Source organism: Bradyrhizobium sp. NBAIM03, from assembly GCF_020194055.1.
Classification (GTDB): Bacteria; Pseudomonadota; Alphaproteobacteria; order Rhizobiales; family Xanthobacteraceae; genus Bradyrhizobium; species Bradyrhizobium yuanmingense.
Genome location: NZ_JADYVS010000002.1, coordinates 421,093 through 437,110 on the forward strand (window position 1 = coordinate 421,093; position 16,018 = coordinate 437,110).

The following is a 16,018-nucleotide window of genomic DNA, read 5'->3' on the forward strand; positions in this document are numbered from 1 at the left end:
GTCTGGCGCATCAAGCGTCGGCCCGTATGAAACACTGGGCGGCGAGGCCGCCCTTCAATCAGTTGCTGCTGGCCAGGCACGGCGCGAGCGCGCTCGCCTTGGGGATCACGAACCGCCCCCTTGGGATCAAGGGACCGGGTAATGGTTACGCCGCTGTCAGAACCGTCCCGGCAACATGAGTGGTAGCCCGAGACCGTCCGCCGCCGGGGCTTGACCCGCTCCACCTCGCTGCCGCGCACCGCGCTGGTCATAGAGGGAAGTGGAAAACGCTGGAATTCTCAAACCTTGAGAGTTCCGGCGCTGCACCGGGAGGCTGAATGCGACACAACCGGAAATATCGGCCGTCAGCATTCCGTACATACGAGGAATGAGCCATCCGTGCAAGGGAGCGTCGCACGGCGGTCACAGTCGCCGAGTTTCGCGTTTCCGTCATTAAGGATCGATTAACCCTGTGGTTCTATTGCGCTAAGAGAGCTGCTCGGAGGCACGGAATCGGTGGCGAGCCGCACAAATCGACGGATTTTGCTGGGGGGCGTGTTGCTGTGCACTGCGGCATTGCCCTGTGCCGATTCCGCGCGCCTGATCGCCGCCGAGAGCCGGCTGCAACCTGCTGCCGTTGCGGCGAATTTTCCGGTCGCCTCGGCCGCCCGCCTGGCCGGCGACGGCAAGCAGACCCGCTTCATCCTCGACCTCGACCAGACCGTCACCTTCCGCGCCGTCACGCTGGGCGACCCCTACCGCGTGGTGGTGGACGTGCCGCAGGTCAATTTTCAGCTGCCCGCCGGGACCGGAAGCGGGGGGCGGGGGCTGGTCAAGGCCTTCCGCTACGGGCTCGTCATGCCCGGCGGCTCGCGAATCGTGTTCGACCTGACCGGACCGGCGAAGATCGCCAAATCCTACGTGCTGGAGGCGGCCAACGGCCAACCCGCCCGGCTCGTGCTCGAGCTAGAGGAGGTCGAGCGCACCGCCTTCGTGTCGTCACGTGCCCCCGAAAACCGTCCCGAGCTGCGGCCCGCGATCGCTGAAGCGCCGCCTGCCACGGTTCCCAGTGCCGCGGCCCCGGATGGCGCGCAGCAGAAGGCCGATACTCGACCGGTGGTGGTGATCGATCCCGGCCACGGCGGCATCGACAACGGGACGCAGTCGAGCGGCGAGAGCGAGAAAAACCTGGTGCTGGCCTTTGGCCTGGCGCTCCGCGACAAGCTGGAAAAAGCCGGCAAGTACCGCGTGGTCATGACGCGGGACGACGACTCCTTCGTTCCGCTCAATGACCGCACCAAGATCGCCCGCAATCTCAAGGCGGCCTTGTTCGTCTCGATCCACGCCGATGCGCTGCCGCGGGCGGAAGGGGATGCGCAGGGCGCGACCATCTATACGCTCTCCGACAAGGCGTCCGACGCCGAGGCCCAGCGGCTGGCGGATGCGGAGAACCGCGCCGATGCGATCGCCGGCTTCAACCTCGCGGAGGAGCCGACCGACGTCGCCGACATCCTGATCGACCTCACGCAGCGGGAAACCCGCACCTTTTCAAACCGTTTCGCCCGCCATTTGATGAGCGAAATGAAGCAGACGGTGCGGATGCACAAGCATCCCCTGAAATCCGCCGGCTTCCGGGTTCTGAAGGCGCCCGACGTGCCATCGGTGCTGGTCGAGATCGGCTACGTCTCCAACAAGGGCGATCTCGAGCAGCTGGTCTCCGAGGGCTGGCGCTCCCGCGCCGTGGGCTCGATGGCCCAGGCGATCGACGGATTTTTGACCAAGCGGATGGCCACGGCGGGGACGTCGAACTGAGCCGGTTTGTTCCTCCCGGCCCGAAGGCCCTAGTTTGGCCACAGCGGACGCTTTATAGAAACCGGTAGAGGGTTCCGGAATCGGCGAGAACCTGTTCGGCAAGCGTCTTAAGTCCGGCCTCGATGTGATTGCGTAAGCCGGTGAATTCGCGGCGTGAGGTTGGTACCGTTTTGTGTGCCAAAGGGCTGATACTGGGCTGATCCAGAGTTTGAACGGATAAACAGATAATGCGCTTGCTGGTGCGGTTCATGGGCTTCCTGTTCGCCGCGGGAACAGTGGTGTTCCTTGTTGGCGTCGGGGCCGTGGCAGGCCTGATCTGGCATTTCTCCAAGGACTTGCCGGACTACTCTCAGCTTCAGGATTACGAGCCGCCGGTGATGACGCGTGTGCACGCGGTCGACGGTTCGCTGGTCGGCGAATACGCCAAGGAGCGGCGGCTGTATCTGCCGATCCAGGCGGTGCCGAAGCTCGTGATCAACGCCTTCCTCGCGGCCGAGGACAAGAATTTCTACGAGCATGGCGGCATCGACTACACCGGCATGGCTCGCGCAGGCCTGCTCTATCTGCAGAACTACGGCTCCAACCGCCGTCCGCAGGGTGCGTCCACGATTACGCAGCAGGTCGCCAAGAACTTCCTGCTCACCAACGAGGTCTCCTTCTCACGCAAGATCAAGGAAGCCTTGCTGGCGATGCGCATCGAGAAGACCTATTCGAAGGACAAAATCCTCGAACTGTATCTCAACGAGATCTATCTCGGCCTCGGCGCCTACGGCATCGCGGCGGCCTCGCTGGTCTATTTCGACAAGTCGGTGAACGAGCTGACGGTGGCGGAAGCGTCCTATCTGGCGGCGCTGCCGAAGATGCCGGCGACGCTGCATCCGGTCCGCAACCGCGACCGCGCCATCGAGCGCCGCAATTACGTGATCGACCGTCTCGTGGAAAACGGCTGGATCAAGCAGGCCGACGCGGACAAGTCGCGCAAGGAGCCGCTCGCCGTCACCAGCCGTTCCAACGGCGCCCACACCTTTGCCGGCGAATATTTCGCCGAGGAAGTCCGCCGCGACATTTTCGAGCGCTACGGCGAGAAGAAGCTCTACGAGGGTGGCCTGTCGGTTCGCACCACGCTCGATCCGAAGATTCAGGTCATGGCGCGCAAGGCCATGGTCGCCGGCCTCGTGAATTATGACGAGCAGCAGGGTTATCGCGGCGCCATCAGCAAGCTCGACATCTCGGGCGACTGGGGCGTGAAGCTCGCCGAGATCAAGTCGCTGTCCGACATCTCGCCTTGGCGCATGGCGGTAGTGCTGGAGACCAGCGATCAGTCGGCACGGATCGGCTTTCAGCCTGGCCGCGAGCTCGGCGGCGCGGTGAGCAAGCAGCGCGAGACCGGCATCGTGACGGTCGACGGCGTGCGCTGGGCGCGGGCGCTGCAGGGCGGCACGAGAGGCAAGACGCCGACAGCGGTGTCGCAGGTGCTCCAGCCCGGCGACGTCATCTATGCCGATCCCCTCTACAAGGACGGCCACCCCGTCGAGGGCCAGTACCGGCTTCGCCAGATTCCGGAAGTCTCCGGCGCGATGGTGGCGATGGATCCCTGGACCGGCCGCGTGCTCGCGATGGTCGGCGGTTTCTCGTTCGACCAGAGCCAGTTCAATCGCGCCACGCAGGCCTACCGGCAGCCCGGTTCGTCGTTCAAGCCGATCGTCTATTCGGCCGCGCTCGACAACGGCTACACGCCCTCGACCGTCGTGCTCGACGCGCCCATCGAGATCGACCAGGGGCAGGGCGCCGGCGTGTGGCGGCCTGAAAACTTCTCCTCGGGCAAGTTCCAGGGACCGGTGACGCTGCGCAATGCGCTGCGGCAATCGCTCAACACCGTGACGGTGCGCCTCGCGCAGGACATCGGCATGCCCCTGATCGGCGAATATTCCCGCCGCTTCGGCGTCTATGACGAACTGCCGAACTATCTCTCCTACGCGCTCGGCGCCGGCGAGACCACGGCGATGCGCATGGTCACGGCGTACTCGATGCTCGCCAATGGCGGCCGCCGCGTGAAGCCGACGCTGATCGACCGCATCCAGGACCGTTACGGCCGCACCATCTTCAAGCACGACCAGCGCGAATGCCGAGGCTGCGACGCGCCGGGCGGCTGGAAGAACCAGCCCGAGCCGCAGCTGATCGACCGCCGCGAGCAGGTGCTGGATTCCATGACCGCCTATCAGATCACCGAGCTGATGGAGGGTGTGGTGCAGTCCGGTACGGCCACGGTGATCAAGGAGGTCGGCAAGCCCGTCGCCGGCAAGACCGGCACCACCAACGAGGCCAAGGACGCCTGGTTCGTCGGCTTCTCGCCGGACATCGCAGTCGCAGTTTACATGGGCTACGACAAGCCTCGTCCGCTCGGTAAGGGCAATGCCGCGACCGGCGGTCATCTCGCTGCTCCGATCGTGCGTGACTTCCTCAAGCTCGCGCTCGCCGACAAGCCCGCGGTCCCGTTCAAGGTGCCCGCCGGCATCAAGCTCGTTCGCGTCGTCGCCAAGACCGGCATGCGCGCCGGCCCCGGCGAGACCGGCGGAACCATCCTCGAAGCCTTCAAGCCCGGCACGGCGCCGCCGGACAATTATTCGGTCATCGGCGTTGCCGACGCCGACGGGCGCGGCATGCCGGTGCAGCAGCAGCAGCCGGATTCCGGCTTCCTCTTCCGGCCGGGCACTGGCGGGTTGTGGTAGGCCGCGGATAAGGCCGGCGATCATGGTTTGGGCGGTTGCGCTTTGCGGCCGCCGCCGCTACATCCCCTCTCGAACTGCACGCGGGATTCCGCAAGACAGAGAACAACATGCGCGCCGAAATCGAACGGTTGGTAGAAGAGATCAAGCAGTCAGTCGGGCTGCTGAGGAGGCATCTTTGACGTCGAGAAATCGACGGCGCGCCTCGCTGAGCTGAACAAGCTCGCAGAAGATCCCAATCTCTGGAACGACCCTCAGAAAGCCCAGAAGCTGATGCAGGAGCGCACCTCGCTTGAGGATGCGCTCTCAGGCATCGGCAAGGTCGAGCAGGAGCTCGAAGACGACATCGGCATGATCGAGCTCGGCGAGGCCGAGGGCGATGACGGCGTCGTCGCCGAAGCCGAAGCTGCGCTGAAGAACCTCAAGAAGGAAGTGGCGCGGCGCGAGCTCGAGGCACTGCTCTCGGGCGAAGCCGACCGCTTCGATTCCTATCTCGAAGTCCATGCCGGCGCCGGCGGCACCGAGAGCCAGGACTGGGCGCAGATGCTCCTGCGCATGTACACGCGCTGGGCCGAAACCCACGGCTTCAAGGTCGAGTATCTCGAAGAGTCCGAGGGCGAAGAGGCCGGCATCAAGTCGGCGACCATCCAGGTCTCCGGTCACAACGCCTACGGCTGGCTGAAGACTGAAGCCGGCGTGCATCGGCTGGTGCGCATCTCGCCATTCGATTCCAACGCGCGGCGGCACACCTCGTTCTCGAGCGTGCAGGTGTTCCCCGTCATCGACGACAGCATCAAGATCGACATCAAGGAATCCGACGTCCGCGTCGACACGATGCGATCGGGCGGTGCCGGCGGCCAGCACGTCAACAAGACCGAATCCGCGGTGCGCCTGACGCATATCCCGACCGGCGTCGCCGTGGTCTGCCAGGCCGGCCGCTCCCAGCACAAGAACCGGGCGCAGGCCTGGGACATGCTGCGCGCGCGTCTGTACGAGATCGAGCTGAAGAAGCGCGAGGAGAAAGCCGCCGCCGACCAGGCCGCCAAGACCGATATCGGCTGGGGCCACCAGATCCGCTCCTACGTGCTGCAGCCCTATCAGATGGTGAAGGATTTGCGCACGGGCGTGCAGACTTCCGACACATCGGGCGTGCTCAATGGCGAGCTCGACGAGTTCATGGCCGCGACCTTGGCGCAGCGCGCCTTCGGCACCACCGCCGGCGACGTCGAGGACGTGGACTAGCCATGTCCCGAATCGCCTTCATCGGGCTTGGGCGGATGGGCCATGGCATGGCCGGCCGCTATCTCGATGCCGGCTTCACGGTAACGATCTGGAATCGCAGCAAGGCAAAGGCCGAGGACCTGATCGCGCGCGGCGCGATTTGGGCGACCTCGCCGGAGGATGCCGCGATCGATGCCGACGCGGTCGTGACCATGGTCGCCGACGACGAGGCCTCGCGCGCGGTCTGGCTCGGGCCTGACGGCGCCGCCAAGACGGCGAAGGCCGGCACCATCGCGATCGAATGCTCCACCGTCTCCTATGACCATTCCCGTGAGATGGGCCGCGAGCTCAACGCGCGCGGGCTGATCTATATCGACTGCCCGGTGACGGGATTGCCGGACGCGGCGGCGGCCGGGAAGTTGACGCTCTTGGTTGGCGCCGACGCGGCCGATCTCGAGCGCGCGCGGCCCTATCTGACGCCGATCGGCTCGACCATCCGCCATTTCGGCGCGGTCGGCTCCGGCACGGTCTACAAGCTGATCAACAATCTCATGGGCGCGATCCAGATCGCCGGCCTCGCCGAGGGCCTTGCGATTGCCGAGCAGGCCGGGCTCGACATGAACCTGGTGCTGGAATCGATCCAGGCAGGCGTCGCGGCAAGCCCGCAGGTAGCGCGTCACTCCAAGCGCATGTTCGCCCGCGATTTCAGCGGCGCGACCTTCACCGCAGCGCTGCGGCACAAGGATGCCGCCTACGCCGTGAAGCTCGCCGAGAGCCTGCTCGCGGGCAAGCCGCTGGTCGCGCGCGCCGCGGTCGAGGCGTACGCGCAGGCGAAAGCGGTGATGCCGGACGATGATGAAGGCAGGATGATCGAGCTGGTGTCGCGGCCGAAGAAGCCATCCTAGTCAAACCGCGCTAACCGGTGCCCCTCAGTCACTCCATTCGCGCCGAGCATCGGTTTGTAAACCGGGACCTCGTCAGAAATCGGGTGGCGACATTGATCGCACCGTTCTAGGCCATGGGGCTGAGGTAAGACCCCATGCCCGACAATGACCACCGGATCGATGCACGCGACTGGTCGTTGCTCGCTCTGCTCTCGATCCTCTGGGGCGGCTCGTTCTTCTTCAACGGCGCAGCCTTGCGGGAATTGCCGCCGCTCACACTGGTGTTTTTGCGCGTCGCGCTCGGCGCTGCAATGCTGCTGCCGCTACTGCGCGCACATGGCATCGGCTTTCCCAGGAGCTGGACGGGCTGGGCGCCGTTCATTGCGATCGGGCTGCTCAACAACGTCGTCCCGTTTTCGCTGATCGCGATCGGCCAAACTTTCATTCCGAGTGGGCTGGCCTCGATCCTGAACGCGACCACGCCGATGTTCACGGTGGCCGTGATGATTGCAGCGGGCCAGGAGGCCTTGCAGATGCGCCGCCTGGCCGGGGTGGCGTTGGGCTTTGTCGGCGTGATCCTGCTGCGCGGATGGGGCTTCGAGACCAGGCCGGGACAGGGGCTCGGCATTCTGCTCTGCCTCGGCGGGGCACTGAGCTACGGCTTTGCGGCGCTGGCTGCGCGGCCCTTGCTGAAGGACGCAGCGCCGCTGGGGACGGCGACGTTTCAATTGATGTCATCCACGGTGATGATAGCGGTCGTCGCCGGCGTCGTGGAGCAGCCTTGGCAGTTACCGATGCCGAGCCTCACGACCTGGCTCGCCGTGCTCGGGCTCGCCGGGCTTTCGACGGCGCTCGCCTACATCGTCTTCTTCCAGATCGTGCGGCGCTCGGGTGCGAGCAACGTGATGCTGGTGACGCTGCTCATTCCCGTCACCGCCATCCTACTGGGCTGGCTGGTGCTGGATGAGCCGATCTCCGGCCGCGAGATCGCCGGCTCGATCGTCATCGCCAGCGCGCTGCTGGTGATTGATGGGCGTGCATTCAGCTTACTGCGCAAGCTCTCGGCCGCCATCTCTGGCTCTCGGGAAGCTCTGCGCTGCGAAACTGAAAAGCGCGGGCCTAACCCGCGCTGAGCCGCACGCCGGCGCGCAGGAATTTCTGCGGATCGACCGCTTCGCCTTCGATGCGGGTCTCATAGTGCAAATGCGGACCGGTGGAGCGGCCGGTCGAGCCGACGAGGCCGATGACCTGGCCGATCTTCACGGTCTCGCCGACCCTGACGTTGATCTCGGAGAGATGACCGTAGCGGGTCGAAAGCCCGTTGCCGTGGTCGACCTCGACCATGCGGCCGTAGCCGCCGGACCATCCGGCGGAAACCACCTTGCCGTAGGCGGTGACGCGGACGGGATCACCGCTGGCGGCGCGGAAATCAAGGCCGGTGTGCATCGCAGGCCGACCCAGGAAAGGATCGCTGCGCACGCCAAAGCCCGAGGTGAACTCGACCTCGCCAATGACGGGCTTGCGATACGGCACCAACGCCAGCGTGCGGTTGAGACGGTCCATCTCGGCGCGCGTGGTGTGGATGCGGTGGAGCTGCTTCTCGAACGGTCCGGCATTCGCCGTCAGCTTGACCGGGACGAACGGTCCGCCCATCGCACTGCGCGGCACGGCGGCTTCGAGATGGGAAAGGTTCAGGCCGAGGTCGCTGACCACGCTGCGCATCCGGCGCATGCGCGAATCCATGCTTTCCTCGACCGCGTTGAGCGTCGCCATCTGGCGCCGCTCGACCTGATCAAGCGAGGTCGTGAGCCGGACCAGCACGTTGTCGAAACCGCGGTTCTTGGCGAACTGGCTGGTCGGCGTTGCCGCAACGCTCGGCGCGCGCGATTCGAGGCGCGCTTCGCGATCCGGTGGCGCCACGAAGATCACGGTGTCGCTGATGGGCGACGGTTTTGGCGTGGTCGGGCTTGCATCGCTGCGCTGCGGAGCGGCGCGGGGAATCGAGCCGGTCACGTCGGGCATGGCGCCGAGCGCCGTGGCCCGGGACTCGAGCGCCGTCTGGCGCTTCATGATCTGATCGAGCTTCTGGTCGAACTGCTCCTGGTCGAGCAATTGACGGCTCGTGGTGCGATCGATCTTGGCGCGCAGCTCGGCGATGCGGTCCTCATAGGCGTATTGCATCTCGGCCTGGCGGGCGATCAGCCGGGTCAGGACGTCGTCACGGAACGCGAAATAGGTGGCGGTGGCGGCCGACCACAGCCCGAGCAGCACCACGGTGCCGACCACGATCCAGAACACCACGGGTCCGAAGCGGACCTGCTTGCCGGCATGCACGATGGTGTAGGCATCGTCGGTGGCGGGCAGGGGAATCGCGGTCACCGCCGCCGGGGCACCCAGAGGGCGCCGGAAGGCGCGTCCGTGATCGTGAGGATGATGTTGGGGGTACTGCGAGTATTGGGCAGAACTTTTCGACATCGGCACTCCCGCGCCGGTCGGATGGGTTCCTTGCGGCTCAATTGCCGCCGCAATCTGGGCCGCTCATGGTTAATTTTCCGCAAATGGGAACGCGCGAATTTAAAGGATTGGTTAAAGGCTCCTTGCCGCCTCCAGCACTTCGTCGGCATGGCCATCGACCCGGACATTGCGCCAGATCCGCGCCACTTTACCGTCAGTCCCGACCAGCACCGTGGTGCGAAGGATCCCAAGGAAGCTCTTGCCATACATGGACTTTTCGCCCCAGGCCCCATAAGCCTCCAGCATCTCATGCGTCTCGTCCGAGATGAGGGGGACGCCGAGCTTGTGCTTGTCGCGAAACTTCTCCTGGGCCCTTAACGGATCGGCGGAGATGCCGAGCACGGCGGTGCCGGCGGCCGCGAAGGCGCCCGCCAGGCGCGTGAAGTCGATCGCCTCCCGCGTGCAGCCGGGGGTGTCGGCGCGGGGGTAGAAGAACAGGACGAGCTTTCGGCCGGCGTAGTCGGCGAGCGTGACCACGTCGCCGCCATCGCGCGGCAGGCGGAAGGCCGGGGCCTTTTGGCCCTCGGCCAAGCCGGACTTCAAGCCCGACTTGGCGGCAGCCGGAGAAGAGGCGGATTTGGAGGATTTTAACTGTTTCGATGCGGCCTTATGCGATCCTGCTTTTGCTACGGTCGCAGCTGATTTGCGTGCCGGTGTGCGCTGCGTTTTCGCGGATCTTGTTTGAGTCGATGCCCGCGTTTTTGCGGACTTCTTTGCAGCGGTCGGACTGCCGGAGGGCGTTTTGGACGATTTCTTTCGGGATTTCTTGGACATACGCCTTCCTTTCGACGCTTTCGGCAGGTCAACCGAAGCGGTATTGCAGCTCTTGTCCGGCGAGCCGGAATCGTGCCCTCGGCTGGGCAAGTCTGGCGACGCCGGAGTATGGTTACAAGGAATTCCACGCACCACCCCACTGCTCGTTGAACGCGCTCCCGGGGCGAAATGACGAACAGCAGGAATATTCGAGGTATGGCGGCAGTGCCGGCGCAGGGAGCATCACTTCCCGCGAACGGCTGCGGTCCCGGCGGCGCTCAGTCCTATGACGGGCGCCTGTATCGAGAGGCAATGGCAAGGAATACGTCGCCCCAGGACTACAACCGGGATTTTGATCGGCGCGGCGGCCAACTCGAGCCGCAGGAATGGGACGACGCCGACTGGGATCCGGATCAGGAAGCGGCTGCGCGCAATCGCGCACGCCGGTTGCTGGCGCGTTCCGGTTCGGGCTTTCTTCGCTTCGGTGGTGGATTTAGCGCGCTGCGCCGCTGGACGGGTGGGGGACGCTGGCTGAAGCGCCTGGCGGTGGCCGTCGCCACCGTCATCGTCATTTTCATCGGCTGCTTCGGTGCGCTGTGGTGGCGGCTCGGTGCCGGTCCCATCAGTCTGGACATCGCAACGCCGTGGCTCGCAGCCGCGATCGAGGACAATATCGGCCACGGCAACACCGTTGAGGTCGGCGGCACTCAGATCGAGCGGGCCGGCCGGGTCCGCGTCGCCGTCCGCATCCGAGACATCATCGTTCGCGACCGCGATCACGCCGTCGTCGCCAGCGCGCCGAAGGCCGAGGTGAGGCTGTCGGGTGCGGCCCTCCTGATGGGGCACCTGCGTGCCGAGAGTCTTAACCTGGTCGATGCCGAGCTCGCCATCCGCATTGCGCCCGATGGCACCGTCACCGTGTCCGCCGGCGACACCGCAAAGCCGCTCGCGACCGGTGTCGCGTCCAAGAAGGATGCGGGCCTGCCGCCGACATTCCCGCGCAGCGGTGTCCCCCCGCCGCCATTCGCGACCGCGCCTGCGAGCCCGGACGCATCGCAGGCCGCACCGCAGGCGACCGCGCAGAGCGGCATCCTTCAGGGCCTCGATTGGCTCGACAGCCTGAGCATGACGGGCCTCGACGGTCAGAACCTCAACGAGATCGGTCTGAAAAACGGCGTCCTGATCGTCGACGATCAGCAGCGCGGCAGCAAATGGTCGTTCGAGAACATCACGCTCAGCCTGAGGCGGCCGAGCCGCGGCGGCGTCGCGCTCAGCCTCGGCGAGCAGGGCGCGCGTCCGTGGCTGCTGCGCGCCACGATCGGACCGGCCGAGAATGGCGTGCGCTCGGTCGACATCAAGGCCGACAAGGTCTCGACCTCCAACATCCTGCTGGCGCTGCGGGTGAAGGACCTCACCTACACCGCCGACCTGCCGCTGACGGGCGAGCTCAAGGGCGAGCTCGGCCGCGACGGCGTGCCGACCTTCTTCCGCGGCAAGATCGCGGCCGGCGCCGGCAATATCATCGATACCGACACGCCCGACTACCCGATGGCAATCGACTCGGCCGAGATCAACGTCGAGTGGGATGCGAACCGGCGGGTGCTGGTCGCGCCGTTCAAGGTTCTCTCCGGCGCGAACCGCCTGACGCTGCTGGCCCATCTCGAGCCACCCAACGGCAACATCAACGACTGGCAGCTCGGCTTCAGCGGCGGTTCGATCCTGCTCGGCGGCATCGACAACGAGCCGCCGCTCGTCTTCAACCGCATCGCGATCGGCTTCCGCTTCGACGCCGACCACAAGCGCATCCTGCTGACACAGGCCGACGTCTCCAACGGCGAGATCGGCGTCGCCGGCACCGGCGCCCTCGACTATTCGGGCGAGCCGCGGCTCACCCTCGGTTTCGCGGGCACGCCGATGTCGGCCTCCGCCTTGAAGCGGATGTGGCCGACGCTGATCGTCCCCGAATTGCGTGAATGGGTGATCGAACGGATCGAGCGCGGCACGCTCCAGCGCATCGAGATCGGCGTCAACTCGCCGACCAGGAACCTGCCACGTAAGGGCCCGCCCATTCCAGACGACGGCCTGTCGGTCAACATCGTGGCGAGCGGCGTTGCGGTGCGGCCCGTGGACGGCATGCCGGTGGTGCGCGATGCCGATCTGAAGGCGCGCGTGACCGGACGGACCGCGACCGTCAACATCGGGCAGGGCGTTGCCGATACCCCCGCGGGCCGCAAGGTCACGATCTCCGATTTCGTGTTCGAGGTGCCCGACATGGCGCCGAAGCCGTCGCCTTCGCGGAGCAGATTCCGTGTGGAAGGGCCGGTGCCCGCGGCCGCTGAAATGCTCGCCAATGATCGGCTGAGCGACCTGTCGGCGACCGTCGTCGATCCCAACACCAGCAAGGGAACGTTCTCGGCGAACATCCAGCTCGGCATGCCGGTCAAGGGCGAGCTGACCAAGGCCGACACCACCTACGCCGTCACCGCCGACCTCAACGGTTTTGCCGCCGACAAGCTGGTGATGAACCAGAAACTGGAAGCCAACAACCTCAAGATATCAGCCAACAACCAGGGCTATCAGGTCAAGGGCGACGTCAAGATCAACGGCCAGGCGGCCTCGCTCGATTATCGCAAGCCGGCCGAGGGCGACGCGGACGTCAGGCTACAGGCGACGCTGGACGATGCCAGCCGCGCGCGGCTCGGCTTCGATCTCAGCCCCGCCATCGTCGGATCGTTGCCGATCAGGCTGTCGGGCAAGATCGCGAGCGGCGCGGACCAGACGACGAAGCTCGGCGTCGAGGCCGATCTGACCTCGGTCAGGCTCGACAACATCCTGCCCGGCTGGGTCAAGCTGCCGGGCAAGTCCGGCAAGGCCAGCTTCAAGGTAGTGCCGACGGCGCAATCGACGCGCTTCGAGGACATCGTCATCGAAGGCGGCGGCGCCTCGATCAAGGGCTCGCTCGAGCTCGACGCGAACGGCGATCTCGTGAACGCGAACTTCCCGACCTACGCGCCGTCCGACGGCGACAAGGCCTCGCTCAGAGTGGAGCGCAGCCAGGACGGTGTGCTGCGCGGCACCATGCGTGGCGACGTGTTCGACGGCCGCGGCTTCCTGAAGTCGGCGATCTCAGGCAATTCCAAGGACGACAAGAACAAGCTGAAGAACGTCGATTTCGACATCGACGTGAAGCTCGGTGCCGTCGCCGGCTTCAACGGCGAGGCCATGCGCAGCCTCGATGCCAAGATGTCGAAGCGCAATGGGGCCATCAAGGCGTTCGCGCTGAGCGGCAAGATCGGCCGCGACACGCCTGTCGCTGCCGACCTGCGCGGCGGCCGCGCCCAGGGCAACCGCGAGGTGATCTACCTGCAAACCAACGACGCCGGCGCGCTGCTGCGCTTCACCGACACCTACACCAAGGCGGTCGGCGGCCAGATGGTGGTGGCGATGGAGCCACCGGCCTCCGAGCCGAACACCGCGCGTGAAGGCCTGATCAATGTCCGCGACTTCACCGTGAAGGGCGAGGCGCAGCTGGAGCGCGTGGCTGCCGGCGCGCCGAACGGCACCGGCAACGGCGTCTCCTTCAGCGCGCTGCGCGCCGAGTTCACCCGGCAGAACGGTGCGCTCACGGTCCGCGACGGCGTGGTCAAGGGGCCGATGATCGGTGCCACCATCGAGGGCTCGATCGACTATCCCGGCAACCAGGTGTGCATGAGCGGCACCTTCGTGCCGATGTACGGCGTCAACAACATCTTCGGCCAGATCCCGCTGTTCGGCATCTTCCTCGGTGGCGGCAACAATGAGGGGCTGATCGGCGTGACCTACGAGGTCGTCGGCACGCCTGCCGCGCCCGTGATGCGCGTCAATCCGATCTCGGCGATGGCGCCGGGCCTGTTCCGCAAGATCTTCGAGTTCAACACCGGCAAGCAGAACTCGCCGTTCGAGGAATTCCCCTCGCATTCAAACGACGGTTCGACCGGATCGACCCGCCAGCTGTCGAGCGGTTGCACCCTCGCGCGGCGGCAGTAGCGGGGCTCGTCGCTTAAGAGCATTCGCAGACGTCCGTCATGCCCGGGCTTGTCCCGGCTGCGCGGCCGAAGCCGCTTCGGCGCGGCGAAGGCCCGGGCATCCACGTTCTTCCTGTCGCGGTGCTAGAAACGTGCATGGCCGGGACAAGCCCGGCCATGACGCAAGTGGAGATATTCGCGCTCGAAGGGCTACGCCGCGCGCACGCCCTTCAGGAACGTGCCGACTTCGCCGGAGAGCTGCTCGGCCTGCTTGGAGAGGTTGCTGGCTGCTGCGAGCACCATGCCGGCAGCGTTGCCGGTCTCGTTGGCCGCCGTGGAGACGCCGCCGATATTGGTGGTGACCTCTTTGGTCGCCTCCGCGGTCTGCGAGACGCTGCGGGCGATCTCGGCGGTGGCGGCGCCTTGCTCCTCGATGGCCGCGCCGATCGAGGTGGCGATGCGGCTGACCTCCTCGATGGTGGCGGTGATGCCGCCGATCGCATCGACAGCTTCCTTGGTGGCGCCCTGGATCTGAGTGATCTTGTCGCCGATCTCGCGGGTGGCTTCCGCGGTCTGGCTCGCCAGCGACTTCACCTCGGAAGCGACCACGGCAAAGCCGCGGCCGGCTTCGCCGGCGCGGGCGGCCTCGATGGTGGCGTTGAGCGCGAGCAGGTTGGTCTGCGCCGCGATGTTGGAGATCAGCTCGGCGACATGCTCGATCTGCTGGGCGCCGTCCGAGAGTGCGCGCACGATGGTGTCGGTGCGGCGGGCGCTGTCCACGGCACGTCCCGTGACCTCGGCCGATTGCGCGACCTGGCGGCTGATCTCGGTGATGGAGGAGGAGAGCTCCTCGGCGGCGGAGGCGACGGTCTGGACGCGCTGGCTGGCCTCATTGGCGGCCGAGCCGACCACGGCGGCGCGGCGATTGGTGCCTTCGGCGGTCGACGACATCGACTTGGCCGTGGTCTCCAATTCACCGGAGCCGGAGGCCATCAGGCCGACGAGCTGGCCGACGGAGGCATCGAAGCGGTCGGCAAGGGCGATCAGGGCCTCGCGCTTCTCCTGCTCGCTGCGGGCCTTGGCCGCGACCTGCTCGGCCTCCAGCGTGCGGGCCGTGAGCGCGGTCTGCCTGAGGATTTCGAGCGTCTCGGCCATGCGGCCGATCTCGTCGCCGCGGTCGGTCTCCTCGACCGGCTTGTCGATGGCGCCTTCGGAAATCGCCTGCATGCGATTCTTCTGACGGTCGAGCGCGCCGAGCACGTCGCGGGCGATCAGCCAGGACAGCGCCGCCATCAGCAGCATCAGGCCGATGCCGATGGCGCCAAGCTCCAGCGTCAAGGCGCGCACATCGGCGTCGATGTCGTCGACATAGAGGCCGTAGCTGATGATGACGTTCCAGGGCGCGAATTTGCGCGCGAACACGGTCTTGCGGACCGGCTCGGTCTGGCCGGGACGGGGGTAGAGATAGGAGGTGACGCCGCCCTGCGCAGTCTCGCTGCCGGCCTTGATGATGGCGTCGGCAATCAGCACGCCGTTTGAATCCTTGGCGCCGGTGATCTTGCCTTCGAGCTGCTGGTTGGCGCCGTTCACAACCAGGGAGCCGTCCGGATTGTAAACCACCGGATAGCCCTGGTTGCCGTTGAAGTTCATGCGGCGGCCGCGCTGGTGGAACAGGCTCTTGGCCTCGGCCGGCGTCAGCTTGCCGGCGGTCACTTCGTCCTGGAGCGCTTGGGCGTAGTTGTAGAGGAGTTCGACGGCGGTCCGCATCTGCTCGACGCGGTCCTCCATCATCCGGCTCTTGCTGAGCACGGCCGATACGCCGATGATGGCTGTGATCGTGAGAGCCGCGAGGCAGACCATGCTGGCAAGCTTGGTGCGGATCTTCAAATGACTCAGCAGTTTCATCACAGCCCCTACGGAATGGTTGTTATTGCTCGCACCGGTAGCATGAAGTTCTTACCAATCATGAATGGAGGCATGCGGCGGCCTGCCGCGCGGACAACGTGCGCAGGCGCGTGCGCAATGGTGCAGGCAAATCGCCGTGCAGACGGACTCCAGCCCGTCTGGGGAAGGGAATCGATCTTGGGTTTTGGCAGCTAGACCGTCTGGACGGACCTGCAATGAA

9 protein-coding genes are annotated in these 16,018 nt (G+C 65.9%); 6 read left to right on the forward strand and 3 right to left on the reverse strand.

From position 1 onward, the window contains the following. Positions 1 to 495: 495 nt before the first annotated feature. From I6F21_RS04740 to I6F21_RS04760, 5 genes are all read left to right on the forward strand, one after another. Positions 496 to 1,791, forward strand: a complete 1,296-nt coding sequence (locus tag I6F21_RS04740) for an N-acetylmuramoyl-L-alanine amidase (RefSeq protein ID WP_036022894.1) — start codon at positions 496 to 498, stop codon at positions 1,789 to 1,791. A 227-nt stretch (positions 1,792 to 2,018) separates the two neighbouring features. Beyond that, positions 2,019 to 4,520 (forward strand): penicillin-binding protein 1A, encoded by a 2,502-nt coding sequence (locus I6F21_RS04745; protein WP_036022896.1) that lies wholly within the window; start codon positions 2,019 to 2,021, stop codon positions 4,518 to 4,520. Between the two features lie 107 nt (positions 4,521 to 4,627). Then, positions 4,628 to 5,759 (forward strand): peptide chain release factor 2 gene (prfB, locus tag I6F21_RS04750; RefSeq protein ID WP_100213427.1). Its coding sequence is split into 2 segments (ribosomal slippage): positions 4,628 to 4,696 and positions 4,698 to 5,759, totalling 1,131 coding nucleotides; the frame shifts between segments, so codons are not numbered across the junction. Between the two features lie 2 nt (positions 5,760 to 5,761). Next, a complete protein-coding gene (locus I6F21_RS04755; RefSeq protein ID WP_036022899.1) occupies positions 5,762 to 6,643 on the forward strand; it encodes an NAD(P)-dependent oxidoreductase in 882 nt (293 codons plus the stop codon). 134 nt (positions 6,644 to 6,777) lie between these two features. After that, complete coding sequence (locus tag I6F21_RS04760) at positions 6,778 to 7,755, forward strand: DMT family transporter (RefSeq protein WP_081492891.1); 978 nt, start codon at positions 6,778 to 6,780, stop codon at positions 7,753 to 7,755. Here the strand turns inward: I6F21_RS04760 and I6F21_RS04765 are convergent. Both I6F21_RS04765 and I6F21_RS04770 read right to left on the reverse strand, forming a co-directional pair. Further along, positions 7,742 to 9,097, reverse strand: coding sequence for a M23 family metallopeptidase (locus tag I6F21_RS04765; protein ID WP_193375177.1), 1,356 nt, complete (start codon positions 9,095 to 9,097; stop codon positions 7,742 to 7,744). The genes I6F21_RS04760 and I6F21_RS04765 overlap by 14 nt on opposite strands. A 111-nt stretch (positions 9,098 to 9,208) precedes the next feature. After that, a complete protein-coding gene (locus I6F21_RS04770; protein ID WP_074447901.1) occupies positions 9,209 to 9,910 on the reverse strand; it encodes a peroxiredoxin in 702 nt (233 codons plus the stop codon). A gap of 195 nt (positions 9,911 to 10,105) precedes the next feature. On the opposite strand from I6F21_RS04770, the gene I6F21_RS04775 reads away from it, so the two are divergent. Continuing rightward, complete coding sequence (locus I6F21_RS04775) at positions 10,106 to 13,915, forward strand: DUF3971 domain-containing protein (protein ID WP_225140343.1); 3,810 nt, start codon at positions 10,106 to 10,108, stop codon at positions 13,913 to 13,915. Between the two features lie 188 nt (positions 13,916 to 14,103). Here the strand turns inward: I6F21_RS04775 and I6F21_RS04780 are convergent, their stop codons facing one another. Then, positions 14,104 to 15,798 carry a methyl-accepting chemotaxis protein gene (locus I6F21_RS04780; RefSeq protein ID WP_225182814.1) on the reverse strand — a complete coding sequence of 565 codons (1,695 nt, stop codon included), beginning with the start codon at positions 15,796 to 15,798 and terminating at the stop codon, positions 14,104 to 14,106. Between the last annotated feature and the right edge of the window lie 220 nt (positions 15,799 to 16,018).

Coding starts and splice junctions, on each gene's coding strand:
- I6F21_RS04745 (WP_036022896.1), top strand. CDS start 2,019: ATGCGCTTGCTGGTGCGGTTCATGGGCTTCCTGTTCGCCGCGGGAACA.
- I6F21_RS04755 (WP_036022899.1), top strand. CDS start 5,762: ATGTCCCGAATCGCCTTCATCGGGCTTGGGCGGATGGGCCATGGCATG.
- I6F21_RS04760 (WP_081492891.1), top strand. CDS start 6,778: ATGCCCGACAATGACCACCGGATCGATGCACGCGACTGGTCGTTGCTC.
- I6F21_RS04765 (WP_193375177.1), bottom strand. CDS start 9,097: ATGTCGAAAAGTTCTGCCCAATACTCGCAGTACCCCCAACATCATCCT.
- I6F21_RS04770 (WP_074447901.1), bottom strand. CDS start 9,910: ATGTCCAAGAAATCCCGAAAGAAATCGTCCAAAACGCCCTCCGGCAGT.
- I6F21_RS04775 (WP_225140343.1), top strand. CDS start 10,106: ATGGCGGCAGTGCCGGCGCAGGGAGCATCACTTCCCGCGAACGGCTGC.
- I6F21_RS04780 (WP_225182814.1), bottom strand. CDS start 15,798: ATGAAACTGCTGAGTCATTTGAAGATCCGCACCAAGCTTGCCAGCATG.